The sequence below is a fragment of the Streptomyces sp. NBC_00885 genome, from assembly GCF_045207475.1.
Lineage (GTDB): Bacteria > Actinomycetota > Actinomycetes > Streptomycetales > Streptomycetaceae > Streptomyces.
Genome location: NZ_CP108796.1, coordinates 6,258,861 through 6,284,592 on the forward strand (window position 1 = coordinate 6,258,861; position 25,732 = coordinate 6,284,592).

At 69.9% G+C, this 25,732-nt stretch carries 26 protein-coding genes; 9 read left to right on the top strand and 17 right to left on the bottom strand.

Annotated elements, in window-relative coordinates; all coding sequences use genetic code 11:
* Nucleotides 1-10 precede the first annotated feature (10 nt).
* The 4 genes from OHA61_RS28345 to panB all read right to left on the bottom strand — a co-directional run bounded on the left by OHA61_RS28345 (nt 11) and on the right by panB (nt 3,345).
* The gene (locus OHA61_RS28345) at nt 11-865 is read right to left on the bottom strand and encodes an ABC transporter permease (RefSeq protein WP_361916917.1); all 855 of its coding nucleotides are present in this window, start codon (nt 863-865) and stop codon (nt 11-13) included.
* Nucleotides 862-1,854 carry an ATP-binding cassette domain-containing protein gene (locus OHA61_RS28350; RefSeq protein WP_406305410.1) on the bottom strand — a complete coding sequence of 331 codons (993 nt, stop codon included), beginning with the start codon at nt 1,852-1,854 and terminating at the stop codon, nt 862-864. The genes OHA61_RS28345 and OHA61_RS28350 overlap by 4 nt, the downstream gene beginning before the upstream one ends.
* An 89-nt stretch (nt 1,855-1,943) precedes the next feature.
* Nucleotides 1,944-2,315: a cupin domain-containing protein gene (locus tag OHA61_RS28355; RefSeq protein ID WP_406305411.1), complete on the bottom strand. Its 372-nt coding sequence runs from the start codon at nt 2,313-2,315 to the stop codon at nt 1,944-1,946.
* 169 nt (nt 2,316-2,484) lie between these two features.
* On the bottom strand, nt 2,485-3,345 hold the full coding sequence (panB, locus tag OHA61_RS28360; RefSeq protein ID WP_324988643.1) for a 3-methyl-2-oxobutanoate hydroxymethyltransferase: 861 nt from the start codon (nt 3,343-3,345) through the stop codon (nt 2,485-2,487).
* Nucleotides 3,346-3,505: 160 nt separating this feature from the next.
* Here panB and OHA61_RS28365 point away from each other — a divergent pair, with 160 nt between their 5' ends.
* The 3 genes from OHA61_RS28365 to OHA61_RS28375 all read left to right on the top strand — a co-directional run bounded on the left by OHA61_RS28365 (nt 3,506) and on the right by OHA61_RS28375 (nt 7,111).
* Nucleotides 3,506-5,107, top strand: coding sequence for an MFS transporter (locus OHA61_RS28365; RefSeq protein WP_406305412.1), 1,602 nt, complete (start codon nt 3,506-3,508; stop codon nt 5,105-5,107).
* Nucleotides 5,108-5,268: 161 nt separating this feature from the next.
* Nucleotides 5,269-5,883, top strand: coding sequence for a TetR/AcrR family transcriptional regulator (locus OHA61_RS28370; protein WP_328682664.1), 615 nt, complete (start codon nt 5,269-5,271; stop codon nt 5,881-5,883).
* A gap of 205 nt (nt 5,884-6,088) precedes the next feature.
* A complete protein-coding gene (locus tag OHA61_RS28375) occupies nt 6,089-7,111 on the top strand; it encodes an endonuclease/exonuclease/phosphatase family protein (protein WP_406305414.1) in 1,023 nt (340 codons plus the stop codon).
* Nucleotides 7,112-7,302: 191 nt separating this feature from the next.
* Here the strand turns inward: OHA61_RS28375 and OHA61_RS28380 are convergent, their stop codons facing one another.
* From OHA61_RS28380 to OHA61_RS28395, 4 genes are all read right to left on the bottom strand, one after another.
* Nucleotides 7,303-9,060: an NAD+ synthase gene (locus OHA61_RS28380; RefSeq protein WP_406305415.1), complete on the bottom strand. Its 1,758-nt coding sequence runs from the start codon at nt 9,058-9,060 to the stop codon at nt 7,303-7,305.
* A 103-nt stretch (nt 9,061-9,163) separates the two neighbouring features.
* Nucleotides 9,164-10,774 (bottom strand): multicopper oxidase family protein, encoded by a 1,611-nt coding sequence (locus OHA61_RS28385; protein WP_406305416.1) that lies wholly within the window; start codon nt 10,772-10,774, stop codon nt 9,164-9,166.
* Nucleotides 10,775-10,881: 107 nt separating this feature from the next.
* Nucleotides 10,882-11,334: a hypothetical protein gene (locus OHA61_RS28390; protein WP_406305417.1), complete on the bottom strand. Its 453-nt coding sequence runs from the start codon at nt 11,332-11,334 to the stop codon at nt 10,882-10,884.
* Nucleotides 11,335-11,385: 51 nt separating this feature from the next.
* Nucleotides 11,386-12,006 (bottom strand): TetR family transcriptional regulator, encoded by a 621-nt coding sequence (locus OHA61_RS28395; RefSeq protein ID WP_406305418.1) that lies wholly within the window; start codon nt 12,004-12,006, stop codon nt 11,386-11,388.
* A gap of 146 nt (nt 12,007-12,152) precedes the next feature.
* Between OHA61_RS28395 and OHA61_RS28400 the strand changes: the two genes are divergently transcribed.
* Nucleotides 12,153-13,061, top strand: coding sequence for an NADP-dependent oxidoreductase (locus tag OHA61_RS28400; protein ID WP_406305419.1), 909 nt, complete (start codon nt 12,153-12,155; stop codon nt 13,059-13,061).
* Nucleotides 13,062-13,230: 169 nt separating this feature from the next.
* Entirely contained in the window at nt 13,231-14,106 is an 876-nt protein-coding gene (locus OHA61_RS28405) for an alpha/beta fold hydrolase (RefSeq protein ID WP_406305420.1), read from the top strand.
* On the opposite strand, the gene OHA61_RS28410 is transcribed toward OHA61_RS28405, so the two are convergent.
* A complete protein-coding gene (locus OHA61_RS28410) occupies nt 14,091-14,510 on the bottom strand; it encodes a CBS domain-containing protein (RefSeq protein ID WP_324977388.1) in 420 nt (139 codons plus the stop codon). The two genes, OHA61_RS28405 and OHA61_RS28410, sit on opposite strands and share 16 nt — an antisense overlap.
* 109 nt (nt 14,511-14,619) lie before the next feature.
* Between OHA61_RS28410 and OHA61_RS28415 the strand changes: the two genes are divergently transcribed.
* Nucleotides 14,620-15,048 carry a DUF5990 family protein gene (locus tag OHA61_RS28415; protein WP_406305421.1) on the top strand — a complete coding sequence of 143 codons (429 nt, stop codon included), beginning with the start codon at nt 14,620-14,622 and terminating at the stop codon, nt 15,046-15,048.
* 181 nt (nt 15,049-15,229) lie between these two features.
* On the opposite strand, the gene OHA61_RS28420 is transcribed toward OHA61_RS28415, so the two are convergent.
* Genes OHA61_RS28420 through OHA61_RS28430 form a run of 3 tightly spaced genes read right to left on the bottom strand, consistent with a single transcriptional unit; the run spans nt 15,230 to nt 17,007 of the window.
* Nucleotides 15,230-15,910, bottom strand: a complete 681-nt coding sequence (locus OHA61_RS28420; RefSeq protein WP_406305422.1) for a DUF305 domain-containing protein — start codon at nt 15,908-15,910, stop codon at nt 15,230-15,232.
* A 5-nt stretch (nt 15,911-15,915) separates the two neighbouring features.
* Nucleotides 15,916-16,557, bottom strand: a complete 642-nt coding sequence (locus tag OHA61_RS28425; RefSeq protein ID WP_406305423.1) for a DUF3105 domain-containing protein — start codon at nt 16,555-16,557, stop codon at nt 15,916-15,918.
* Between the two features lie 57 nt (nt 16,558-16,614).
* Nucleotides 16,615-17,007 carry a hypothetical protein gene (locus OHA61_RS28430; protein ID WP_406305424.1) on the bottom strand — a complete coding sequence of 131 codons (393 nt, stop codon included), beginning with the start codon at nt 17,005-17,007 and terminating at the stop codon, nt 16,615-16,617.
* A 237-nt stretch (nt 17,008-17,244) separates the two neighbouring features.
* Here OHA61_RS28430 and glnA point away from each other — a divergent pair, with 237 nt between their 5' ends.
* Nucleotides 17,245-18,606 carry a type I glutamate--ammonia ligase gene (gene glnA, locus OHA61_RS28435; protein WP_361917781.1) on the top strand — a complete coding sequence of 454 codons (1,362 nt, stop codon included), beginning with the start codon at nt 17,245-17,247 and terminating at the stop codon, nt 18,604-18,606.
* Between the two features lie 81 nt (nt 18,607-18,687).
* Here the strand turns inward: glnA and OHA61_RS28440 are convergent, their stop codons facing one another.
* Nucleotides 18,688-20,847 carry an MMPL family transporter gene (locus OHA61_RS28440; RefSeq protein WP_406305425.1) on the bottom strand — a complete coding sequence of 720 codons (2,160 nt, stop codon included), beginning with the start codon at nt 20,845-20,847 and terminating at the stop codon, nt 18,688-18,690.
* 296 nt (nt 20,848-21,143) lie between these two features.
* Here OHA61_RS28440 and OHA61_RS28445 point away from each other — a divergent pair, with 296 nt between their 5' ends.
* On the top strand, nt 21,144-22,370 hold the full coding sequence (locus tag OHA61_RS28445) for a sensor histidine kinase (protein ID WP_406305426.1): 1,227 nt from the start codon (nt 21,144-21,146) through the stop codon (nt 22,368-22,370).
* The gene (locus OHA61_RS28450) at nt 22,367-23,044 is read left to right on the top strand and encodes a response regulator (RefSeq protein WP_406305427.1); all 678 of its coding nucleotides are present in this window, start codon (nt 22,367-22,369) and stop codon (nt 23,042-23,044) included. The genes OHA61_RS28445 and OHA61_RS28450 overlap by 4 nt, the downstream gene beginning before the upstream one ends.
* Before the next feature lie 17 nt (nt 23,045-23,061).
* On the opposite strand, the gene OHA61_RS28455 is transcribed toward OHA61_RS28450, so the two are convergent.
* From OHA61_RS28455 to OHA61_RS28470, 4 genes are all read right to left on the bottom strand, one after another.
* Nucleotides 23,062-23,505, bottom strand: coding sequence for a VOC family protein (locus OHA61_RS28455; RefSeq protein WP_361916011.1), 444 nt, complete (start codon nt 23,503-23,505; stop codon nt 23,062-23,064).
* 13 nt (nt 23,506-23,518) lie between these two features.
* Complete coding sequence (locus OHA61_RS28460; RefSeq protein ID WP_406305428.1) at nt 23,519-23,767, bottom strand: DUF397 domain-containing protein; 249 nt, start codon at nt 23,765-23,767, stop codon at nt 23,519-23,521.
* A complete protein-coding gene (locus OHA61_RS28465; protein ID WP_406305429.1) occupies nt 23,764-24,600 on the bottom strand; it encodes a helix-turn-helix domain-containing protein in 837 nt (278 codons plus the stop codon). Before OHA61_RS28465 ends, OHA61_RS28460 begins: the two co-directional genes overlap by 4 nt.
* A gap of 181 nt (nt 24,601-24,781) precedes the next feature.
* Nucleotides 24,782-25,723 (bottom strand): glycoside hydrolase family 16 protein, encoded by a 942-nt coding sequence (locus tag OHA61_RS28470; RefSeq protein ID WP_406305431.1) that lies wholly within the window; start codon nt 25,721-25,723, stop codon nt 24,782-24,784.
* Between the last annotated feature and the right edge of the window lie 9 nt (nt 25,724-25,732).

The following is a 25,732-nucleotide window of genomic DNA, read 5'->3' on the forward strand; positions in this document are numbered from 1 at the left end:
CATGTCGGGATCAGGTCTTCTTGCGGAACTTGGCGACCGCGAGCGGCGCCGTGACCAGAGTGATCGCCGCCGACCAGCCGAGTGTCATCCACACGGAGTGGGCGACCGGTCCGCCGTTGACCAGGTTCCGGGCCGCGTCCGCCAGATTGGACAGCGGGTTGTAGTCGGTGAAGGTCTGCAGCCAGCCGGGCATCGTGGTCGGCGGGGCGAAGATCGACGAGCCGAACTGCAGAGGCATCAGCACCATCATGGCCACTCCCTGGACGGCCTGAGCCGTCTTCATGGTGAGACCGAGCAGAATGAAGATCCACATCAGCGAGGCGCCGAAGACCATGGAGAGGCTGACCGCGGCGAGGAGTTCGAGCACCGAGGTGTGGATCTGCAGGCCGAGCAGGAAGCCCATGGAGAGCAGGATGGTCGTGGCGACCATCATGCGGCCGACCTCGACCACGATCTTCGCGATGAGAACCGAGGAGCGGGCGATCGGCATGGACCGGAAGCGGTCCATCACGCCCTTCTTGAAGTCGTCGTTGACGCCGGTTCCGACAGCCATGGCGATGTTCATGCCCATCATCGCCATCATGCCGGGGACCACGTAGTTGACGTACTCCTGCTGGTTGCCCTTGCCGGAGATCGCGCCGCCGAAGACATACACGAACAGCAGGATGAAGATGACAGGCATCAGCACGGCGTCGAACATCGACTCCGGGTCCTGCTTGATCTGCAGAGCGTTGCGGCGCACCAGCGCGCCGATGTGCCGCAGATTGCCCCGCAGGCCGATCCGGCCCTCGCCGGCCGATGCGTTCTTGACCGGGGCGGGCACGGGAGCGGGCGACTGGGCGGTGGTGGCAGTGGCCGTACTCATGCGGCGACCTCCTCGGGAATCGTGTCGGACACGGGCGTCTTCTCGCCCGTGATGGCCAGGAACACCTCGTCCAGGCTGGGCAGATGGGTTCCGATGTGCGCGATGCCGAAACCGTGCGTGCCCAACAGGCCCACGACAGCGGTCAGTTGCGTATCGCTCAGGATCGGTACGTACAGCAGACCCTCGTCGGGGACGACCGTCGCACCGGCGATCCCGTCGAGACCGGACTCGCCGACCGCGCGGGCCATGGCGGACAGCTGCGCCGGATCGCTGGGCCGGATCTGCAGCGTGCGGCCGCCGACCTTCGCCTTGAGCTCGTCGACGCGGCCATTGGCGATGACCCGCCCGCGGTCGATGACCGTGAGCTCGCTCGCCAGCTGCTCGGCCTCTTCCATGTACTGGGTGGTGAGCAGGACGGTCGCCCCCTCCGCGACCATCCGCTGCACCTCGTCCCAGACCTCGTTGCGGGTCCTCGGGTCGAGGCCGGTCGTCGGCTCGTCGAGATAGAGCACGGACGGGCTGCCGATCATCGAGGCGGCCAGGTCGAGCCGCCGCCGCATACCGCCGGAGTACTGCATGGCCGGCCGCTTGGCCGAATCGGTGAGCGAGAAGCGCTCCAGCATCTCGTCGGCGCGGCGGCGGGCGTCCTTGCGGGGCAGATCGAGCAGCCGCCCGATCATGTAGAGGTTCTCCCAGCCGGACAGCTTCTCGTCGACCGAGGCGTACTGGCCGGTGAGACCGATGGTGCGGCGCAGCTGCCGCGGCTGCTTCACCACGTCGTAGCCCGCGACGACGGCATGGCCGGCGTCCGGAGTGATGAGGGTGGACAGGCAGCGGACGAGGGTGGTCTTGCCGGCGCCGTTGGGGCCGAGGACACCGAGGACCGTGCCCTCGCGGACATCGAGGTCCACCCCGTCCAGCGCCTTCGTGTCGCCGTAATGCTTGACGAGGCCTCGTACCTCGACGGCGTTCTTGTCGATTCGCGTCATGCCGTCAACGATGACGGGCGTCACCGACAAGCCGCCGACAAGCTGCCGACATGCGGGCTACAGCCTGCCGACACCCAGGAAAGGGCAGGTCAGGATGCGGGTTTGGCGTAGTCGACGAAACCGACCCAGTCGAGCGCGACGACGGGCTCGTCGCCGACGACCCACGCGTCGTGGCCGGGCTGGATGTCGAAGAAGTCTCCGGGGCGGATCTCGTCGGTCTCGCCGTCGGTCATGACGACCTTCATCCGGCCGCTGACGACATAGCCCACATGGTGCGACTGGCAGCTGTCGGTGCCGACGATGGGCTTGACGTGCTTGGACCACTGCCAGCCCGGCTCGTACACGGCCCGGCCGACCGGCGGACCGCCTTCAGTGGTGACGAGGTCGAGCTTTCCGGTTCCCTCCGCGAAGGGCCGGGTCTCTTCCGGGGAGTCGAAGGTCTTGCGCACGATTCCGGCCATGGCGACAGCCTTCCGGCGGGTGATGCAAGCAAGCCCCGAGTCCACCTTCAAGGCTACGCGCCGGGGCTCCCGTAGGCCTTTTGGGACTTCGGGGCCCGTATGCCGCAGGACAGGACGACAGCCCGCCGATGGGGGATGTCGGCGGGCTGTCGGTGGTGCCGGAGGTGGCTCAGTGGAAGGTGTGCTCCTCCTGCGGGAACGCCCCGCCGACGACATCGTCGGCGAAGGCCTTCGCGGCGTCGCCGAGCGTCTCGCGGAGGTTGGCGTACTGCTTGGTGAAGCGCGGCACCTTGCCGCCCGTCAGGCCCGCCATGTCGGTCCAGACGAGCACCTGGGCGTCCGTGTCGGGGCCCGCGCCGATGCCGATGGTCGGGATGTGCAGGCTGCGGGTGACCTCGGCGGCCAGCTCGGCCGGTACGAGTTCCAGGACGACCGCGAAGGCGCCGGCGTCCTGTGCCGCCTTGGCGTCGCGCAGCAGCCGGTGCGCGTCCTCGTTGCCGCGGCCCTGCACGCGGTAGCCCATGGTGTTGACGGACTGCGGGGTCAGGCCCAGATGCGACATGACCGGGATTCCGGCCTGCACCAGCAGCTCGGTCTGGCCCAGCGAGCGCTCGCCGCCCTCCAGCTTGACCGCGCCGACGCCCGCGTCCTTGACCAGCCGGGTGGCGTTGCGCAGCGCCTGGACGGGGCCTTCCTGGTACGAGCCGAAGGGGAGGTCGCCGACGACGAGGGCGCGCCTTGTGCCCCGTACAACCGCGGCGGAGAGCATGGTCATCTCGTCCATCGTGACCGGCACGGTGGTCTCGTAACCGAGGTGACAGTTGCCCATGGAGTCGCCGACGAGAATGACCGGGATGCCGGCCTCGTCGAAGACGGACGCGGTCATCGCGTCGTAAGCGGTGAGCATCGGCCACTTCTCGCCGCGCTCCTTGGCGGTGGCGATGTCGTGGACCGTGATGCGGCGAGTGCCCTTGCCGCCGTACAGCGCCTTGCTGCTGTCGGTGGGCTTCTGGGCAGCCTGAAGCGTCATGGCTAACGGCTCCTTCGTCATCTCGAGGCGCCCTGACGGCGTCCCCGGATCGGGTCCATGGTGGCACCTCGTGCCGCCCGGACGGAAGGGGATCCGTCACGTTCTCCTTCGGCTTTCGATACGAGACGGTCTCGTATCGGAATTGAGTTACGCTGCCCCCATGACGACCCCGTCCGGCAGACCCGCCCCGCCGCGGATTCCCGAAGCCGTGCACCGCCGCAGGTGGGCGATCCTCACGGTCCTGATGTTCAGCCTGATCATCGTCGTGCTGGACAACTCCATCCTGAATGTGGCGGTCAAAACGATCGCCAGCCCACCGCCGCACGGCCTCGGTGCCACCCAGAGCGAACTCGAATGGGCGATGAACTCCTACACGCTCGTCCTCGCCGGGATGCTGTTCACCGCCGGCGTGGTGGGCGACCGTATCGGCCGCAAGAAGGTCCTGCTCTTCGGCACCTTCCTCTTCGGCTTCGGCTCGGGACTCGCGGCGCTCTCCGGCTCACCCGCCGAGCTCGTCGCCTACCGGGCGCTGATGGGCTTCGGCGCCGCCTTTGTGATGCCTGCCACGCTCGCCGTGCTGGTGCACGTCTTCGAGCGTGACGAGCAGCCCAAGGCCATGGGGATCTGGGCGGGCAGTGTCGGCGTTGCGATCGCTGTCGGCCCGGTCACCGGCGGACTGCTCCTCGACCACTTCTGGTGGGGCTCGATCTTCCTGATCAACGTGCCCGTCGTCATCATCGCCCTGGTCTGCGTCGCACTTCTGGTGCCGGACTCCAAGGACCCGAACCCCGGCGGGCTCGACCCCCTCGGCGTCGTGCTGTCGATCGTCGGCATGCTGCTGCTGGTGTACGGGATCATCCACGCCGGCGAGCTGGGCGACTTCACGGCCGGGTCCGTGGTGGGCCCGGTGGTCCTGGGGCTCGCCGTGCTCGTCTGCTTCGTCCTCCACGAGAAGCGCAGCAGGCATCCCGCCCTGGACATGGGGTACTTCAAGAAGCCCGCCTTCTCCGCAGCCGTCGCCGCGGTCGCGCTCGTCTTCTTCGCCCTCATGGGCCTGACCTTCTTCTCGGCCTTCTATCTGCAGAGCGTGCGCGGCTACAGCGCACTGCGGGCCGGGCTGCTCATCCTGCCGATGGCCGCGGCGCAGATGGTCTTCGCGCCGCGGGCCCGGCTGGCCGTGGCCCGGTTCGGCACCCGGGTCACCTGTGCGGCGGGCATGCTGCTGATCGCTGCCGGGTTCGGGGCGTTCGCGCTGTTCGGCACCTCGACCCCCGTATGGGCGATCGAGATCGCCTTCCTCGCCCAGGGTGTGGGTATGGCACATGTCTCCACGCCGGTGACCTACCTGGTGGTGCGGCTGCTGCCGCAGGAGAAGGCTGGCTCGGGCAGCGCCGTCAACAACACCTTCCGCCAGATCGGCGGCGCGCTCGGGGTGGCCGTACTCGGCTCGCTGCTGGCCACGCACTACCGCAGCGGGATCGAGGAGCACCTCGGCGCGCTGCCCGCCGGGGCACGGGATGCCGCGGGCGAGTCCATCGAGGCCACCCTCGCCGCGGCGGAGAGCCTCGGCCCGGCGGGCAAGGCACTGATCGGCCCGGCGAACGAGGCCTTCCTCGACGCCATGCATCTGACGTCACTCTGCTCGGCGGTCATCGCCGTCGTCGGTGCCGTGGTGGTCGGGGCGTTCCTGCCCGGCCGGCCGGGCGCGGGACCGGACCGCCCGGACCCCGAACGCGTCCCGCAGACGGCGGCGCGCGACTGAGCGCCCGGTGTGCGGAACCCTCCGTCCGGAGCCGACCCGGGTTTCGCGCGGGGGCTGGGAGAATCGGAAGGACAGGTGAGGGCGGGACACGGAGGGAGCCGGACACGGTGGGGGAGGGAGCGAACGTGCCCCTGAGGGAGCAGCAGATGGAGCAGCGGCAGATGGAGCGGCAACAGGCGGAGCAGCGCAAGAACCCAAGGCGAGGGCGGCCCCGCAGCGAGGCGGCCGAGCGGTCCATCGTCGAAGCCGTCGTGCGGCTCCTCGAAGAAGGCGTTCCCATATCCGAGCTGTCCATCGAGCGCATCGCCCGCACCGCCGGGGTCGGCAAGGCCACCATCTACCGCCGCTGGGAAGGCAAGGAAGCCCTCCTTCTCGACGTCGTACGGTCCATGGAACCGGTCGCTCCGCCCCTGCCCGGCACCTCCGTGCGGGACGACCTGGTCGCGCTCGTCGAGATGCTGCGCCGGCGCGGGCTCGCCAAGCGGTCCTCCACGCTCCTGCACAACGTCTTCGCGCAGATGCAGAACTATCCCCAACTGTGGGAGCTGTACCACCGCACCGCGGTCGCCCCCCGCCGCGAACTCATGGAAGCCGTCCTGCGCCGCGGCATCGAGAGCGGCGAGATCCGCTCCGACATCGACATCGAACTCCTCGGCGACCTGTTCGTGGGACCGATGCTGGTCCGCACCGTGCTGCGCCCCGAAGGCACACCCGAAGAGGGCGGTGCGGAACGGATCGTGGACGCGGTGCTGCAGGGCGTACGCCCGCCACGCTGAAGCGTCCTGAACCGCCGTCCGGGCCACTGCCCGAAGTGTGCGGGTTCTGTCACAGCGCCCTCACCTGGCCCGATACGAGGAACCCCGTATGCCGCCCTGTCGTCATCGAGGCAGAACGGCCGTCCGGCGACGGCGGCGAAACGCCCGTCATCGCCTAGTGTCGACGGCGAGGCTGGTGTGACGGCAAGGCAGTGAGGAAAGCTCCATGGCGCAGGCGTACAAGACGGAGACAGGTAACGGCAGCCCCCAGAACGGGCGCACCGGAGCCCGGTTCCGGAGCCTGCTCGACGGCTGGAGAGGCGACCGTGGCATCTGGCGGCGCGGCCTGGTGCTCGCCGCACTCGCCGTGCTGATCGCTTTGTTGATGATCCTGCACGCGCAAGTCCCCAACCGCATCGGCAACCTGGGGAGCCTGAGCGAGACCTTTCTGCCATGGTTCGCCGTGTTCATCCCGGTGATCCTGGTCGTCGCCGTGGTGCGGCGTTCGGCCACCGCGCTGATCGCCCTGCTGCTGCCGACGATCGTCTGGCTCAATCTCTTCGGCGGCCTGATCGCCGACAAGTCGGGCGGCGCCGGCAGTCTGACCGTCGCCACGCACAACGTCAACGCGGGCAACCCCGACCCCGAGGGCACAGCCAAGAAGGTCGCCGCGTCGGGCGCGGACCTGCTCGCGCTGCAGGAACTCCCGGGGGGTCAGGTCACGGCGTACGAACAGGCGCTGGCCGGGACGTACAAGTACCACTCCGTGCAGGGCACGGTGGGGCTGTGGAGCAAGTACCCGATGACCGACACGGCGCCCGTGGACATCCGGCTGGGCTGGACGCGCGCGATGCGCTCCACGGTGCGGACGCCCGAGGGCGCGGTCGCGGTGTACGTCGCGCACATGCCGTCGGTACGGGTCAAGCTCAACGCCGGCTTCACCGCGAACCAGCGCGACAACAGCGCGGACGCGCTGGGCGAGGCGATCGCGCATGACCGTACGGGCAAGATCGTGCTGCTCGGTGACCTCAACGGCACCATGAACGACCGCTCGTTGAGGTCGATCACCTCCCAGATGCGCTCCACGCAGGGGGCGGCGGGGAACGGCTTCGGCTTCAGCTGGCCGGCGTCGTTCCCGATGGCGCGGATCGACCAGATCATGGTGAAGGGCGTGGAGCCGGTGGCTTCCTGGACCCTGCCGCAGACGGACAGCGACCATTTGCCGATCGCGGCGCGCATCAGGCTTTGAGCTTTCCCCACCCCGCCCCTTCCCGTAATTGGGGGCGACCCCTGACGGGGCTTCGCCCCGGACCCCGTACGCGCTTCGCGCGTGTCCTCAAACGCCGGACGGGCTGAATAGTTCAGCCCCAGCGGCGTTTGAGGAGCAGGGGTCCGGGGGCAGCGCCCCCGGTTACGGGAAGGGGCGGGGTGGGGGTCCGGTCAGTGCGTCGTCTCGCGCCAGCGGTTCGTGATCGGCAGCCGCCGGTCCTTGCCGAAGCCCTTCGCCGAGATCTTGGTGCCCGGCGGGTACTGGCGCCGCTTGTACTCCGCCGTGTCCACCATCCGCAGCGTCTTGGCCACCAGCTCCTCGTCGAAACCGGCCGCCACGATCGCGTCCTTGCCCTGGTCCCGGTCGACGTACAGCTCCAGGATCCGGTCCAGTACGTCGTAGTCGGGCAGTGAGTCGGTGTCGACCTGTCCCGGGCGCAGCTCCGCGCTCGGCGGCTTGGTGATCGAGGCCTCGGGGATCGGCGGGACCTGCCCGCGCTCCTCGGCGGCGCGGTTGCGCCACTTCGCGAGCCGGAAGATCGAGGTCTTGTAGACGTCCTTGATCGGCCCGTACGCGCCCACCGAGTCGCCGTAGAGCGTCGAATAGCCCACCGCCAGCTCGGACTTGTTGCCCGGCGCGAGCACGATGTGGCCCTCCTGGTTGGAGACCGCCATCAGCATGGTGCCGCGCAGTCGCGACTGGAGGTTCTCCTCGGCGAGACCGGTCAGGGAGAGCGATCCCATGTACGCGTCGAACATCGGCTCGATCGGTACGGTGCGGAAGTTGAGCCCGGTACGGCGCGCCAGCTCGGCCGCGTCGCCCTTGGAGTGGTCCGAGGAGTACTTCGACGGCATCGAGATGCCGTACACATTCTGCGCGCCGACCGCGTCGCAGGCGATCGCCGCGACCAGCGCGGAGTCGATGCCGCCGGACAACCCGATCAGCACCGAACGGAAGCCGTTCTTGGCGGCATACGCGCGCAGGCCCACCACCAGCGCCGAGTACACCTCCTCGTCGTCGTCGAGCCGCTCGGCATAGCCGCCGGTCAGCTCGGGCTCGTACGCGTCGAGGGGCTCCTCGGACAGGACGACGCGCTCGATGCGCAGCCCGTCGTCGACCACGCCCGAGGGCGGCTCGGCGGATGCCGCGGGCAGCTCCAGATCCAGCACGACGCTGCCCTCGGCGAACTGCGGGGCCCGCGCGACGACTTCACCGGCCGCGTCGACGACGATCGAGTCGCCGTCGAAGACCAGCTCGTCCTGTCCGCCGATCATGGCCAGATAGGCGGTGGTGCAGCCCGCCTCCTGGGCGCGCTTGCGCACCAGCTCCAGGCGGGTGTCGTCCTTGTTCTGCTCGTACGGCGAGGCGTTGATCGAGATCAGCAGCCCCGCCCCGGCGGAACGGGTGGCCGGGACGCGGCCGCCGTCCTGCCAGAGGTCCTCGCAGATCGCGAGCGCCACATCGACCCCGTGCACGCGGATCACCGGCATGGTGTCGCCCGGCACGAAGTAGCGGAACTCGTCGAAGACGCCGTAGTTGGGCAGATGGTGCTTGGCGAAGGTCAGTACCACCTCGCCGCGGTGCAGCACGGCCCCGGCGTTCTGGGGTGCGCCCGCGGGCTGCCCGTAGCGGGGCTGGGCCCGCTCGGAGCGGTCGAGGTAGCCGACGACGACCGGCAGCTCCCCGAAGCCCTCCTCGTCGAGGCGCACGGCGAGCGCGCGCAGGGCGGCCCGGGACGCTTCCACGAAGGACGACCGCAGGGCCAGATCCTCGACGGGATAGCCGGTCAGCACCATCTCGGGGAAGGCGACGAGATGCGCCCCCTGCTCGGCGGAGTGCCGGGTCCAGTGCACGATCGCCTCGGCGTTGCCGGCGAGATCGCCGACGGTCGAGTCGATCTGATTCAGAGCGAGGCGTAGTTGAGGCACGCGGCTCAGTGTAATCGTCTTTCTGACGCGATGTCCCGGCGGGGAGATGTGGGACGCCCCACGTACCGGCCCGTGCGGCGCCCCACGTGGGGCGCCCCGGGGGCTACTTCCGGTAACCGAGCACCGTCATCATCCCCGACTCCGAGTGGTAGACGTTGTGGCAGTGGGTCATCCACAGGCCCGGGTTGTCGGCGTCGAAGTCCACCACCACCGTTCTGTTCGGCAGGAGGCCCGCGGTGTCCTTGCGGGGGCCGTCCGGGACCCCCGCCAGGGCGAAGGTGTGGCCGTGCAGGTGGATCGGGTGCCACATCCTCGTGCTGTTGAAGAAGACCAGCCGGACCCGCTCGCCCGCCCGGACCGGATGGCGCCGGCCCGGGGTGTAGGGCTTGCCGTTGAAGGCCCAGTTGTACTTCGTCATGCCGCCCGTCAGGCGCAGCCGGATCAGGCGGTCCGGCTTGCGTGCGGGAAGGGCGACGGACTCGGCCGCCCTGAGACGGTTGGGGGTCAGCAGACTGCCGGACAGCTCCTTCGGGCGTACGGAGGCGGTGGGTGCGCTGCCGCTGCCGGTACGGAGCAGGGCCATCGCGGCCGCCTCCCTGCCCGGTGCGTCCTTGCCCTCCGCGACCGCCGTGAGCGGGAAGACGCCGTCGCCCGCGGTCACCAGCACGTCGTACCGCTCGCCCATACCCAGGATCAGGGCGTCGGCCTTGGCGTGCCGGACGGGGAAACCGTCGGTGTGGGTGATCGTCAGCTCATGGCCGCCGAGTGCCACCCGGAACGGGGTGTCCCCGCCGGCATTGATGATGCGCAGCCGGATCCGGTCGCCCGGGCTGGCCCTGAAGACCGAGGGATCCTCGGCCGTGCGCCCGTTGACCAGGTAGTACGGATACGCGACATCGCCCGCGTCGCCGCCGAGCAGTCTGCTGGTCGCGCCCATCATCATCCGGGACGGGCTCTTTGCCCTCGCGGTCGGAGACGGCGTTTCCATAGGCATGTCCATCGGCATGTCGTGGCCGGAGCGTTCGCCCATTCCGTGCCTCAGCTCGGCCAGCACCGCCTCGGGCGTGGAGCCGTCGACGCCGTCGACCCAGTCGTCCAGGACGACGACCCACTCCTTGTCGTACGCCAGGGGTTCCCTCGGGTCCTCCACGATCAGCGGGGCGTACAGCCCGCGGTCCTGCTGGAGGCCTGAGTGGGGATGGATCCAGTACGTCCCCGGGTCCGGGACCGTGAAGCGGTAGGCGAAGGAGCCGCCCGGCCTGACCGGGTTCTGGGTGAGGCCGGGGACGCCGTCCATGTCATTGCGCAGGGCGATGCCGTGCCAGTGCAGCGAGGTGGACTGCGGTAGATGGTTGGCGAGGGTGAGCGCGAGGGTGTCGCCCGCCGTGACGCGGACCTCCTGGCCGGGCAGCCGGTCGCCGTATGCCCACGACGTGACCGTGAGCCCGCCGCCGAGGTCCAGCGGGGTGGGCGTGGCCGTCAGCTTCACGGCTCGGACGGGGCCGGAGCCCCGCTTCTCCTCGGCGGCTGCGACCTCGGGGCCGTCGGGGCTGACATAGCCTTTCGGGCTCGCCTCCGCGCCGGCGCCGTGGTTCATGGATCCATGGTCCGTACCCGGCGATCCGGAGCAGGCGGCCAGAACTCCCGTGCCGGCTGCGGCGATTGCCGCTCCCAGGACGGTGCGGCGGGTGAGATCGGTGGGGTGAGTGCGCATGAACTGAGAGCACCTCGTGGTGTGTGGTGATGCGTGCGGATGGGCGCGTCTGCTGCTTCTGGTACACCGCTCGCAGCGCGGCGGGTTTCCAGGCAGCGGGCCCACCTCTAGATCCGCAGCACCGACAGCCTGGCGAGGAGGGTCTTACGGGGAGGCGGGTTGGGCCGTAGGGCGCGGAGTATCCGGGCGTGACAGCCCGCGAGCAGTGCGCCGATGTCGGTGCGCAGCAGTCCGGCGACGAGCAGGACGAACGTGAAGGTGTCCAGCACGGCGAGGCAGACGCTCATCGGATCCATGCCCATGCCGGGCACCTTCGGCCCGGCGTACGGCGGCCCAGCCTCGGCAGGGTCGGCGGCGTGGTGCTGTCCGGGATTCGCCATGGAGACGGGATTCACGACGCCCGTCATGTCGACCTCGTGCGAAGGTGCGGCCACGTGCCTCGCCGCGCCCCCGCCGTGATCCGCGCCCGGGTGGCCGAGCGTGTGCATCGTGGCGATGCCGAGCAGCAGCGCCATGAACAGCAGCAGCTGTCCGAACCGCGCGGGCCGACCGATCACCATGGTCCGCAGCTTACCCCCACCCGGTATGCGTCGACGCGGGGCCACACGTGGTCACGACGGAGTCTTCTCCGTGTCATGGCCGGGTGGGGGAGTGCGGTCGACGGTGGTGAGCCACTGGGTGACGACGGCGTCGATGAACTCGTCGGTGACGTCCCGTCGGTCGAAGAAGAGGCGGGACATGACCGGTCCGAAGAGCAGGGTGTATTCGTCGGCGGTGATCTGGCGGCCTGACGGTTTCAGGAGCTTGTTGAGGGCTCCCAGTCGATCGGTCCCGATCCGCGTGAGGGCTTGGGCGCTGTCGGCGTCGTAGTCGGCCTGGGCGGTGACGGCCAGCACCGCGGGGCGGGTGGCCGGGTCGGTCAAGCCCGCCCGAAGGCTGGTCAGCCATGCGGTGGCGACCGTGCGCAGGTCGTCGCCGGGCTCGGGGTAGCCCACGTCGGGGCCTTCCAGGATCAGGTCGAAGAGCAGGGCGGCGCGGGTGGGCCAGTGGCGGTAGAGGGTCTGCCGGGTCACCGAGGCCCGTTCGGCCAGCAGCGCATACGTCAGCCCGGTGGGCCCGACCTCCGGCAGCAGCTCACGGGCCACGGTCAGGATGCGGGCGCGGGTGCGCTGGACCCGGGGGTTGCTGATCGACGGGCGGCGGGCCCAGGCGGGCGTCGGTTGTTCGGGCATGCGCCCATCATTCCACGTAAATCATACGCAACGTGTGGATGTGCGGGACTCTCGCAATCATACGTCCTGTGTGATAGACAGGAATGGCAATCATACGAACTGGATGAATCAGCTCGTGTGCTGTCTCAATTCCTCAGGGAGTTCCGATGTCTACAGCGATCACTTACTCGGCCTACGGCGCCCCGGACGTGCTCACGCTCTCGCAGGTCGAGACCCCCCGGCCGGGGCCGGGGCAGGTACGGATACGGGTGCGGGCCACCGCCGTCAATCCGATCGACGTGCGGATCCGCGCCGGTCTGATGGACGGCTTCTTTCCCGTGCAGTTCCCGATGACCCCGGGCTGGGACGTGGCCGGCGTTGTCGACTCCGTCGGTGACGGAGCGAGCGCGGCCGTGGGGGACGAGGTCTTCGGGGTCGCCTCCGTCGGCGGCTACAGCGAGCACGCGCTGCTGGACCGGCCGGTGGCCAAGCCCGAGGCACTGTCGTGGGAAACCACAGCCGCACTGGTGACCGTCGGCGAGGCCGCGTTCCGCGCCCTGAAGCACCTTGGTGTCCAGGCGGGCCAGACACTGCTCGTCCACGGTGCCGGCGGCAGCGTCGGCACGATCGCCGTCCAGCTGGCCTCCGCCCAGGGCGTCACTGTTGTCGGCACAGTCGCCGAGGACGACATCGAGCACGTCACCGCACTCGGTGCCACGGCCGTCCGCTACGGCGACGGCTGGGTCGAGCGGGTCAAGGCCGCCGCCCCGGGCGGTGTGGACCGGGTCTTCGACGCTTCCGGCGCCGGCGTGCTCGCCGACTCCGTCGCTCTCGTCGGCGATGCGGCCCGTGTCATCACCATCGCCGACCCGTCGTTCGCGCAGCACGGGGTGCGATTCACCGGCATGGACCCGGCCGACCGATGCCCCGAGTCCCTGCCCGTGCTGGCGGAGCTGGCCGCTTCCGGCAAGCTCACCGTGCCGGTCTGGCGGACCTACCCTCTGGCGGAGGCGGCCCGGGCACACGCCGACGTCGAAGCCCGCCGCAACGACGGAAAGATCATCCTGCTCCCGTGACCCGGCCGGGCCGGTGAGGAGCGAAGCCCGGGTGCCACGGCCCACAAGGGCTGCGTCACCTGGCAGTTGTCACCTGGGACGGCGTTCCCCGGTCGTCAATCGCACCTCGGTTCGTGGCAGGCTTGCCTCCGGTGCTCGCGCTGTCCCTGGCGCGGGAGGAGGAGCGACGTTGACGTTCGTACGAGTGGGAGACGTGCCGCACCATGTGGTCGTCGAAGGCAGCGGACCGGTCTGCGTACTGAGCGCCGGGCTCGCGATGAGCTGGTTCGACTGGGACCCCGTCGTCCCACTGCTCGCCCCGCACCGCACCGTCGTCCGCTTCGACCGGCCCGGGCACGGAATGAGCGGCCCCGCCACCGTCCCGCCGTCCGCGGCCGGAGAGGCCCACCGCATCGCGGGCGTCCTTGACGCACTCGGTCTGGACGGGCCCGCCACCGTCGTCGGCCACTCGATCGCCGGGTTCCACGCCGAGGCCTTCGCCCGGCTGCACCCCGCCCGCACCGCCTCCGTCGTCCTCCTCGACTCGTCCGTCGAGGAGCACGCACGCGTGCCCGCGGCGCCCGCGGTGCGCACGGCCGCGGCCCGGGCTCTCGGCACGGTACTGTCCGCCGCCGGTGTCCCCGCAGCCCTCGGCCCGCTCGCCCGCCGCGCCGTGATCCGCCTCTCCCGCACCGGCGGCGGCGACCCGGCCCCGGCCGCGCTCGTACGCCGCTGCTATGCCACCTCGCGGGTGCTGCAGGGCGGCCTCCTGGAGAACACCCACTACCGCGCGGTCGCCGCCGAACTCCTCGGCCTGCGGGAGCGGTACGCGCTGCCCGACGTCCCGGTCACGGTGCTCGCCGCCAACGCCGCGGGCGAGCGCTGGCTGGAGCGCCAGCACGCCCTCGCCCAGCTGCTCGGCGCCCGCTTCGAGACGGTCGCACCGGCGGGCCATCTGGTCATGCTGGACCGCCCGGAAGCGGTGGCCCGGGCGGTCCTCGACGGACCGGCCCTGGCGAGCGGCGGACGGGCCGTACGCGCGACATGGCCTCAGCCGTTCGCGTAGACCCGCTCCACAAAGGCGTGGATCTGCGCGTCGGACAGATGCTGGGCCAGATCGGCCTCGCTGATCATCCCCACGAGCCGCTTGTTCTCGATCACCGGCAGCCGCCGGATCTGGTGGCCCTGCATCTCCTGCAGCACCTCGCCCACGTCGGAGCCCGCGTCGATCCAGCGCGGCGTGCCCTTGGCCATGTCGCCCGCGGTGACCTGCGAGGGGTCGTGGCCCATGGCCACACAGCCGACGACGATGTCACGGTCGGTGAGAATGCCGCAGAGCCGTTCGTCGGAGTCGGCTATGGGCAGCGCACCCACATTGAGCTGCCGCATCAGCTGCGCGGCCCGGTCGAGGGTCTCGTGCGCGGGGATCCACTGCGCCCCGGGGTGCATGATGTCTCTGGCTGTGGTCATGGCTTCGTACCTCCTGGCATGCCTTGACGGCCCGAGCGAACCCATTGTCATTGGGCCGTTCGGAGTACGCGACCGCAGCAGGTGGAGCCGACGGAAGGAACCCTCGGACATGGCACGGCTGACCCTGCGGATCACGGGCCGCGAACTGCCCGGCAGCTCGTGCGGCGAGTACCGCCACGTCCACGTCGGTACGCAGCGCGGCAGCGAGCCCGACCAGCTGGTGCCCGCCGACGCGGCCGAGGCGGTCTTCGAGATCCCCGTCGAGACCGTCACGGCGCCGGACGGCACGGCCGACTTCCGCGGGCCGTACGTCCAGGGGCGGCGCGGTGAGCGCTTCGTCTATCTGACGTGGGGGGAGCTGCCGCCGGGCGGATCGTTCGCGATGTTCCGGCGGGCGAAGCTCTTTCTCGCGGACGTGCCGGAGGAGGCGGTGACGGGCGGCGCGGCCGAGGCGGGGCTGGGGCTGACGGACGGCGCGGGCATGCCGCTGTGTGCGGCGGTCCGCCCGCCGCGGATCGTGTGGCGGGCGGGAAGCTAGGCGGGGGTGGGTGCGCCTGCGGCGGGCCTGTTCCCCACCCCGCCCCTTCCCGCTGTATCGATTTGCGGCTCCGCCGCGTGGCGGGGGCGCTGCCCCCGGACGCCCGCTCCTCAAACGCCGGACGGGCTGAATGTGCGGCTCGGCCGCACATTCAGCCCGTCCGGCGTTTGAGGACACAGCCCTACGACGTACGAACCTCCGCGCCCCGCTTGTGCAGCAGGTCCACCATCAGTTCGACCTCGGAGCGCTGCGCCGCCACCATGCCCTCCGCCAGCGCCTTCTCAGGGCCGACCGTGCACAGCTTCGCGCAGCCCTCCGCCATCGAGATCCCGCCGTTGTGGTGGATGATCATCAGCTGGAGGTACTCGATCTCGGCCTGCTTGCCGCCGGCCTTGCCCAGCCGGTCCAGGTCCGCCCTGGTCGCCATGCCGGGCATCAGCGCACCCTCCCCGGCCTCGGACGACCCGCCGTGCCCCGAGTGTCCGGAGTGTTCGGACCCGCCGTGCGCGTCCTTACCGGCCATCCAGGCCATCGGCTCTTTGTCCGCCGCCAGCTTCGGCAGCCCCCACAGATCCAGCCAGCCCAGCATCATGCCCCGCTGGTTGGCCTGGGTGTTGGCGATGTCGTACGCGAGCCGGCGCACCTCGTCGTCCTGCGTACGGTCCCGGACGATGAAGGACATCTCCACCGCCTGCTGGTGATGGACCGACATGTCCCGCGCGAAGCCCGCATCGGCCGAATCCGCGGACGGCGTACGCGACGTGGTGTCGCCGCCGCCCCCCGCCGAGGCCACCGTCGCGGCCCCGGCGAAGAGCAGCGCGAGCACGACCGCCGTGATCGCGGCCCAGTGCGTACGCGTCATGCGGATCACTTGCCGCCCAGTCCGTTGGTGCACGCGGCGCCCGGTTCGGGAGTCTGCGCGCCCTGGACGTACTTGGTGAAGAACTGGCTCACGCGTGGGTCACTCGCGCTGTCGACCGTCAGCTGCTTGCCCCAGGCGCTCAGCATGATCGGCCCGGCCTGGTCCTTGAACGGGCTCATCAGCGTGTACGGGGTCTTCTTGACCTTCTCGCTCAGCTTGCTCACGTCGCCCGCCGAAGCCTTGTCGTTGTACGTGACCCAGACCGCGCCGTGCTCCAGCGAGTGCACGGCGTTCATGTCGGGGACCGGCTCCTTGTAGACGTCGCCGTTGCAGTTCATCCACACCTGGTTGTGGTCGCCGCCGACCGGAGGCTTCATCGGGTAGGTGACCGTCTTGGTGACGTGCGTGCGGCCGAGCTTCTTCGCGTCCCAGCTCTTCTCGCCGGTGACAGGAGCCTTGGCCTGGGCGAGCTCCTGGTCCTTCTTGTCCGACTCCTTGTTGAGCACGTAGACGCCGAAGCCGACGAGACCGGCCACGACGACACCGCTGACGGCGATCGTGATGATGCGGCTGCGGCGCTCGCGGGCCTGCTCGGCGCGGCGCATCTGCTCTATTCGGGCCTTGCGGTCGTTGGTACGGGTAGCCATGGTGTGTCGTCCTTCGTCAATGAAGTGATCAAGGGGCTGTGGGGGAGGCGGGACCGCTCAGGTCCGCAGCACTTGAAGGACGTGGAGGCTGGGTGCCCGCGGCTGCGCGCCCGAACGGGGCAGCGAGGCACCGGCGGGCGGAGCGCCGAGGTGCTGGGGCTGTGCCCCGGCCTCGACGGGTGCGTCCAGCGGGGGTGCGGTGAGTACGGCCGGTTTGACGAGCGGCATCAGGCCGCAGGCGCCCTTGTCGTACGGGCAGGTGTACTCGGCCGCCGCATCGCCGGACGCGGACGTGGAGCCGGACGTGGCGCCGGTCGCGGAGGCGGCGGCGTGATGCTCGGCGGGCGGGCTCAGGCAGATGAAGAGCGCGCCGAGGAGCGTCGCCACGGCACTGAGCAGTGCCATGGGACGCGCGGTGCGCGCGATGTGGTTGAGCCGCGGACCCCCCATGGGCGCAGATCGTAGTGTGCGGGCGCCTCCGGCACCTCATACGGGGCCGCCAAAAAGCCATCGCCCGCGGTGCCGGACGGGTTGGCAGGGGCCTCAGGGTCGTCTCGCCGCGGGGTCTGACCCACAATGGGCTCAGCCGGTACAGATGGCCGTGGGACGAGGCACGCAACGCGCCTGAAACCCACGGATGGCATGCTCGTGCGGAGCAGGCGGCTTGACCAGCAAGGATGGGTGGAAATGGATAAGCAGCAGGAGTTTGTGCTCCGTACGCTCGAGGAGCGCGACATCCGCTTCGTGCGCCTGTGGTTCACCGATGTGCTCGGCTTTCTGAAGTCGGTCGCGGTGGCCCCCGCCGAACTGGAGCAGGCCTTCGACGAGGGCATCGGCTTCGACGGCTCCGCGATCGAGGGCTTCGCGCGGGTCTACGAGTCCGACATGATCGCCAAGCCGGATCCCAGCACCTTCCAGATTCTGCCGTGGCGGGCCGAGGCTCCGGGCACGGCGCGGATGTTCTGCGACATCCTGATGCCGGACGGTTCGCCGTCCTTCGCGGACCCGCGCTATGTGCTGAAGCGGATCCTTGCCAGGACCTCCGACCTGGGCTTCACCTTCTACACCCACCCGGAGATCGAGTTCTTCCTGCTGAAGAACAAGCCGCTGGACGGCACCCGGCCCACCCCGGCCGACAACTCCGGCTATTTCGACCACACCCCGCAGAACGTCGGCATGGACTTCCGCCGTCAGGCGATCACCATGCTCGAATCCATGGGCATCTCGGTGGAGTTCAGCCACCACGAGGGCGCGCCGGGCCAGCAGGAGATCGACCTGCGGTACGCGGACGCGCTCTCCACGGCCGACAACATCATGACCTTCCGCCTGGTCATGAAGCAGGTCGCGCTGGAGCAGGGTGTCCAGGCGACCTTTATGCCGAAGCCGTTCAGTGAGTACCCCGGCTCCGGGATGCACACCCACCTCTCCCTCTTCGAGGGAGACCGGAACGCCTTCTACGAGTCCGGCTCCGAATACCAGCTCTCCAAGGTCGGCCGCTCCTTCATCGCGGGCCTGCTCACGCACGCGGCGGAGATCTCGGCCGTCACTAACCAGTGGGTCAACTCCTACAAGCGCATCTGGGGCGGCTCGGCCCGCAGCGCGGGCGCGGGCGGCGAGGCACCCTCGTACATCTGCTGGGGCCACAACAACCGCTCGGCGCTGATCCGCGTCCCGATGTACAAGCCGGGCAAGACGGGCTCGGCCCGCGTCGAGGTCCGCTCCATCGACTCCGGCGCGAACCCGTATCTGACGTACGCGGTGCTGCTCGCGGCGGGCCTCAAGGGCATCGAGGAGGGCTACGAACTCCCGGCCGGCGCGGACGACGACGTGTGGGCGCTGTCGGACGCGGAGCGCAGGGCGATGGGGATCGAGCCGCTGCCGCAGAACCTGGGCGAGGCGATCGCGCTGATGGAGCGGAGTGAGCTGGTCGCCGAGACGCTGGGCGAGCACGTCTTCGACTTCTTCCTCCGCAACAAGAAGCAGGAGTGGGAGGAGTACCGCAGCGAGGTCACGGCCTTCGAGCTGCGCAAGAACCTCCCGGTTCTGTAGGCGGGGTGTGGCGCCAGGGAGGGCCGACGGCTTGTGGCCGTCGGCCCTCCCTGCGGTGAGCCGTACCGCTCCGGGGAGACTTCAGCGGCTCGCGGGCGCGGGGGTGAGTACCGGCTCGGGATGGGGCCGCTCGGCGTCCTCTACGCCGACGCGGGGCAGCCGATGGTCGAGCCAGCGGGGCAGCCACCAGGTCGCGCGCCCCATCAGCGCCATGGCCGCGGGTACGAGCACCATGCGGACGATGGTCGCGTCGAGCACGATCGCGGTCGCCAGGCCCAGGCCCATCATCTTCACGAGCGGCGACGGGTTGGCGACGAAGCTGAGGAACACCACCGCCATGATCAGTGCGGCAGAGGTGATCACACGGCCCGTGGCCGCCATGCCGCGTGCCACCGACTCGGTGGTGTCGCCCGTCGCGGCGTACTCCTCGCGGACGCGCGAGAGCAGGAACACCTCGTAGTCCATGGACAGGCCGAACAGGACCGCGAAGAAGATCGTCGGCATGGGCGAGGCGATCAGGAAGGTGTCCTGCAGGTTGAACAGGCCCCCGAACCAGCCCCACTGGAAGACGGCGACGACCACGCCGTATGCCCCCCCGATGGACAGCAGGTTGACCACGGCGGCCTTCAGTGGCAGTGCGACGGAGCGGAACACCACCATCAGCAGCAGGAACGACGCTGCCAGGATCGCGGCGATGAAGACCGGCAGGGTGTCGGCGAGTTGCTCGGTGAGGTCGTCGGTCATGGCGGTCAGGCCGGATACGGCGACATTGTCGGGGACGAGGTCACGGACGCGCTCAAGGGTCCGGGAGGTCTCGGCGTCGGCGGGGGCGGTGGTGGGGAACAGGGACAGCACGACGGTGTCCCCGGCCGCGGAGGTCTGTGGCTCGCCGACCGTGGCGACGCCCGGGTCGGCGGCGATGCGCCGGGACAGTGCGGGCACGTCCTCGGCCCCGGCGCCGGGGCGGGTCAGATCGGCGACGATCAGCAGAGGGGCGTTGAAGCCCGGGCCGAAGCCCTCGGCCAGCAGGTCGTAGGCGCGCCGGTGGGTGGTGCTCGTGGAGTCGTCGCCCGCGTCGGGGAAGCCGGTCTCCATGCGCAGCGCGGGGGCGGCCAGTGCGAGCAGGACGGCGGATGCGGCGAGCAGGTAGCGCCACGGCCGGCCGGACACGCGGTGGGCGAAGCGCCACCACGCCGTGTCCTCGGCCTTCTTCACAGGCCGCTTGCGGCCCCGGCGGCTCCTTTTGTGGACTCGGTCCCCGAGGAGCGACAGCAGGGCAGGCAGCAACGTCAGGGCGGCCGCCACGGCGAAGAGAACGACCAGGGCGGTACTCAGACCGATCGACGTCAGGAAGCCCAGGCCGGTCAGCCCGAGGGCGGCCATCGCCACGATGACGGTGCCGCCGGCGAACAGGACGGCCGCGCCCGAGGACCCCATGGCGTTCGACAGCGCGGTGGTGTTGTCCTGGCCGGCGGCGCGGTTCTCGCGGTGACGCGCCACGATGAACAGGGCGTAGTCGATGCCGACGCCCAGGCCGATCATCGCGCCGATCGTGGGGGCGGCGGTGGAGACGTCCATCGCGTTGGCCAGCAGCATGACGCTGCCCAGGCCCGCCGCGACGGCCACCAGGGCGAGCACGATCGGCACCAGCGCGGCCAGGATCGTGCCGAACGCCACCACCAGGATCACGAGTCCGGTCAGCAGGCCCGCCGCCTCCGCGCCCGAGGTCTCCGTCTCGGCGTTGATGAAGACGGCGTCGCCGCCCAGTTCGACGACGACGCCGTCCCCGCGTGCGGGCTCGATCGCGTCGGTCAGGGCCTCGATCTCCTTGGGGTCCACTTCCATCGCGGGCACGTCGAACGTGATCCGGGCGAAGCCGATACGTCCGTCGGGCGAGAGCGTGCCGGCGGTGAAGGGTCCGGCCGCGGTGGCGACGTGCTCCACATCCGCGATCCGGGCGACCGCGGCGTCGACGGCAGGCCGGTGGCGCTCCAGCCGCTCCCCTTCCGGCGCGGCGAAGACCGCCATGGCACTGCCACCGGACGCTTCAGGGAAGCGCTCTTCGAGCAGCTCCATCGCCTCCTCGCTCTGGCTGCCGGGAGCGACCAGGTCGTCGACGAACGAGCCGCCGACGGTTGCTGCCAGGGGCAGCACGAGGAGGAGGGCAACCGCCCAGGCGGCGATGGTGACCCATGGTCGGCGGGCGCTCGCGCTGCCGATGCGACGGGTGAATCGGTTCATGGCTGTGTGGGCTCCCGTGAGATGGCCGCCGTCCGCCGCCGGCCGGTGGCGCGCTGGAGGCAGGAGTTGTGAGCGGTTCCATCGTGGGTTTCCGGCGCCGGTGCTGTCCCCCGCCACCGGACGGGCCGGGGGCTCCGGCGCGGGACGGGGAGAACGCGACGGCACCTCCGCCCGGCGGGGGAGCCCGGCATCCGCCCGCAGGTGGGTGACTGCGCCCGTGACCTGGACCTACGATGGCGTGCCCGGTGCACCCCGATGACCAACGTCAGTGCGCCGGAAAGCCTTTTGACGGAGCGATGATGAACCGCACGGCGCTGCCCTCAGAGACGCTGGTCCGCGGCGTGCCGGTCAGGTTCCGCGGGCCCTTTGTCCGGTGGCCGCGGACCGCGGACGCCGTCCTCGCTGCCGCCATGCTGCTGGCCGCGGTCTTCGTGGAGGAAGCTCCCGGCGACGCGCTCCGCGTCCGTCCGATCACCGACGTGCCCGTCCCGGTCCTGCTGCTGTACGTCGTGGCCGGCGCGGCGCTCTACTGGCGTCGCCGCGAACCTGTCGCGGTCGTGGCCGTGGCGCTCGTCGCCTGGGGGCCGACGCTGGGGAGCAGCTACTCCACCTCGGGCGGGATCGTGATCGTGGCGCTGTACAGCGTCGGGCGATACGCCGCAGACACCCGGTGGAACCGACTCTGCACCGCCGCGGCCATCGCTGCCGCCATCGCCGCGATCCTGATCGACGGACTGCTGAATTCCGTCCCCTGGGGGGAGATCGCCTTCGGCGCCCTGGTCATGTTCGGAGCCTGGTACATCGGTCGGCGGCTGCGGATGCGTGCGCTGCGCGCCGTCCGGCTCCGCGAGGAGCAGGCCGCCGAGACGCGCCGTATCGTCGCCGAGGAGCGCACCCACATCGCCCGCGAACTGCACGACGTGGTCGCCCACCGGGTGAGCATGATGACGGTGCAGGCGGGTGCGGCCCGGATGGTGGCCGCCGACGATCCCCAGGAGGCTCTGGAAGCGATGGCGGCGGTGGAGCAAGCCGGGCGCCAGGCGCTGGACGAACTGCGGCACCTGCTGGGAGTACTGCGGCCGGACGCCGACCGCGACCGGCTGGGTCCCCAGCCCCGGCTGGCCGACCTTCATCAGCTCGTCGAGCAGGTCCGCGAGGCGGGTCTGGACGTCTCGGTCACCGGCGGTGTCGAGGCCGCACTCCCGGCGCGCGTGGAGCTGTCGGCGTACCGCATCGTCCAGGAGGCACTGACCAACGTGCTCAAGCACAGCGGACCGCGCACGCACACCGAGGTGCGCCTGAGCTGCGAGAGTGGCGGTCTCACCATCGAGGTGCTCGACGACGGTCGCGGAGCCGCCGTCCAGTCCGTGTCGGCCGGCGCCCACGGCGGTGTGCCCGGCCATGGGATCGTCGGTATGCGGGAGCGAGCACTCCTCCTCGGCGGCAGCCTCGAAGCGGGGCCGCGTCCCGGCGGCGGATTCCGGCTGGCCGCCCATCTGCCCACTTCAGGAGAGCCCGCGTGAGCATCCGTGTCGTTGTCGTGGACGATCAGGCGCTGGTCCGCCGGGGCTTCGTCATGATTCTGAGGGTCCACGACGACATCGAGGTCATGGCCGAGGCCGGGACCGGACTCGAGGCCGTCGAGGCAGCACGCAAGCATCGTCCGGACGTCATCCTCATGGACATCCGCATGCCCGGCATGGACGGCATCGAGGCCACCTCCCGGATCCTGCGGGAGGCGGACTGGGACGTACGGGTCCTGATCCTGACCACGTTCGATCCGGACGAGTACGTCTACAAGGCGCTACGGGCCGGTGCCAGCGCCTTCGTGCTCAAGGACATTCCCCCCGAGGAGCTCGCCACCGCCGTGCGCACCGTGGCCGAGGGCGGTGCGCTGCTGGCACCGTCGATCACCCGGCGTCTCATCGACCAGTTCGCGGAGCGACGTGTCGTCAACACCGCCGTGGCGGGCCGCCTGGAGCGACTCACCGAGCGCGAACTCGAGATCGTGGTCGCCGCCGCGCGCGGCGCGAGCAACTCGGAGATCGCCGCCCAGCTCTTCATCGGGCCCGCCACCGTCAAATCGCACGTGTCGAGCATCCTCACCAAACTCGGTCTGCGTGACCGCATCCAGATCGTGATCTTCGCCTACGAGAGCGGACTCGTCGAAGCGGGCGACCACGACGTCGGTCACTGAGACCTGGGCGTGGTCCGTCAGTCGCTGTCGGCCGTGCTCGGGCGCAGCACCTCATGCAGCGGCTTCGTGGCCCGTACGCGGTACTCCTGCACCGCCCAGGCATTGCCGTCCGGATCCGCGAAGTGCATGAAGGTCCCGCCGTCGCCCGGTGCGATCTCGACCGGGCCGGAGACGTCCACACCACGCTCGACGAGCTCGGCATGGGCCGCCTTGATGTCCGAGACGACCAATTGCAGCCCGGAGTACGAGCCGGGCTCGGGGCCCTTGCCGTCGGGGCCCCCGATGCCCTCGCCGATGACGATCGAGCAGCCGGAGCCGGGAGGCGTGAGCTGGACGATGCGCATGGTGTCGGTGACGCGGGTGTCGATGTCGACCTTGAAGCCGACCTTGTCGCGGTAGAAGTCTCTGGCTCGGTCCACGTCCGAGACGGGGACCACGATCACTTCGAGCGTCCAGTCCATGCGGGCCTCCGGGTCAGTGGTCGGCTGCGTACGTGACAAAGTCTGCCCACGTACGGGTCGCGAAGGCGAGTTGTGGGCCGGGTGTGTTCTTGGAGTCCCGTACGTGGATGGTGCTCGGGGTGCCCGCGACCTCGACGCAGTCGGAGCCGGGTTCGCCGCTGCTGTAGCTGCTCTTGAACCACGCCACCTCCACGCAGTCGGAGCCGGCTTCGCCGGTGCTGTAGCTGCTCTTGAACCACGCCAGCTCGGGCTCGATACTCATGTCTCTCCCCGCACTTTCTCGATGAGGGCCAGCGACTCTCGCGGCGTGAGAGCCTGCGCTCGGATGCTTCCATACTGCATCTCCAGGAACTGCACCTCTCTTGGCTCGGAGATCAGGCGCGTGAAGTGCAGCACCTCCGAATACCCCAGCGTCGCGCCGCTCCGGAGCTTGAAAATCCTGAACCCACCGGTCAGACCGGCATGTTCCTCGCGGTCCGTCGGCATCACCTGGATCTCAACGTTCCGGAACTGGCCGACCTCCAACAGCCGTTCGAGCTGCCGCCGCTGCACTATTCTGCCGCCGACCGGGCGGCGCAGCGTCACCTCGTCCTGAACGAAGCTGAAAACAGGCAGCGTCTTCGTCTTGTCGACGACGTCCTGTCGTGCCATCCGTGCACCCACTTCGCGTTCGATGACGTCGTCGGTGTACAGCGGCCGTCTCATGCCGAACAACGCCCGCGCGTAGTCCTCCGTCTGCAACAGCCCCTGGATGACAGAACTGTTGTACGCGCCGAGCTCGACCGCCTCCGCCTCCAGCTTCGCCAAGTCCCGTACCTTCTTCGGATACCGGGCCTCCGCCACGTCCCTCTGCATCGAGATGATCTTGCCGCCCGCGCCCAGGACGTCGTCCGCCCTCTGCAGATACACATCCTTCGGAGCACGCCGCCCGCGCTCCACCGAGGAGACCAGGTCCTCGCTGTACCCGATCGCCGTCCCCAGCTCAGCCTGCCGGAGCCCCGCCGCCTCCCGCCACGCCTTCAGCTGACGGCCGACGATCCTGAGGACCGCCCCGCCCTCGTCGTCCCAACTCTGCTGCTCCGTACCGTCGTCCATGCCGCCGACCTCCACCCGTCCGCACTCTCCGGACGCACCCCGGCGCTTCCGGACAGTTACGCTGCGTACCGACTTAATTACTGTCCAGAGTAGGTGCGGGCGGCCACGCTGAGTGACGTGAATCAAGAAATCACCCGAACCGTGACTGCTGTACGCCATTTCCGAGATCGACCGGCCCGCGTCACTCCGACGCGCCTGTGGTCAGCACACTGACGTGGTCGACGAGCATGGAACTGCCGGGGCGGGTCTGCGGAGTGGGCGTGCTGTGCCCGGCGATGGCCTTGGGGAACCCGCCGCCTATGGCCAGGTTGAGGAGGATGAAGTGCCCGTGGCCCGTGGCGGCTTCCCAGGTGGCCTCGTTCATCTGTGCCGAGCTGACGGAGTGGTAGCGCCTTCCGTCGACGTACCAACTCACCCGCTCCGGCCGGGCGCTGCGGTCCCATTCGACGGCGTACGTGTGGAAGCGGCCGGTGCAGTTCGAGCCGGGGCAGGTGGTGTCGGCGGCGAGTCCGGTGCTCTCCTCGCAGGGGCCGCCCTCGCTCGTCCCGCAATGCATGGCACCCCAGATCCGGTTGACGCCGTTGGCGTTCTCCAGCACGTCGAACTCGCCGACGGTGGGTGATACCCCCTCGCCGGTACGGAAGGGCTTGCCCAGGGTCCAGAAGGCCGGCCAGTAACCCGAGGCCGTGGGGCCGGTGATCGCGGGGAGCTGGATGCGGGCCTCAATGCGGAGCTTCTTGCCGTCCGGTGGCCGAAAGTCACTGCGGCGCGTCTCGATGCGGCCGGAAGTCCATCGTCCGGAGTTGTCCCGCAGCGGTGTGATGCGCAGGTTGCCTCGGCCGTCCTGGCTCAGATTGGCCGGGTCGGCCGTATAGCGCTGGACCTCACCGGTTCCCCAGTGGGGCGGACCGCCGGGATAGCCGGTGCCGACGTCGGTGATCCAGTTCTCGGTGTCCGGCGCGGTTCCGGCTCGGCCGTCGAAGTCATCGGTCCACTCGACTGCCCACTCGTCGGCGGCCGGCGGGGTGGCACGCGCAACCGATGGGCCGAAGCCCACGGCGAGGACGGCGAGCGCGGACACCACCGCCGACCATGTGCGACGGTTCCTCAGCGGCAGTTTCATCGGGTTGCA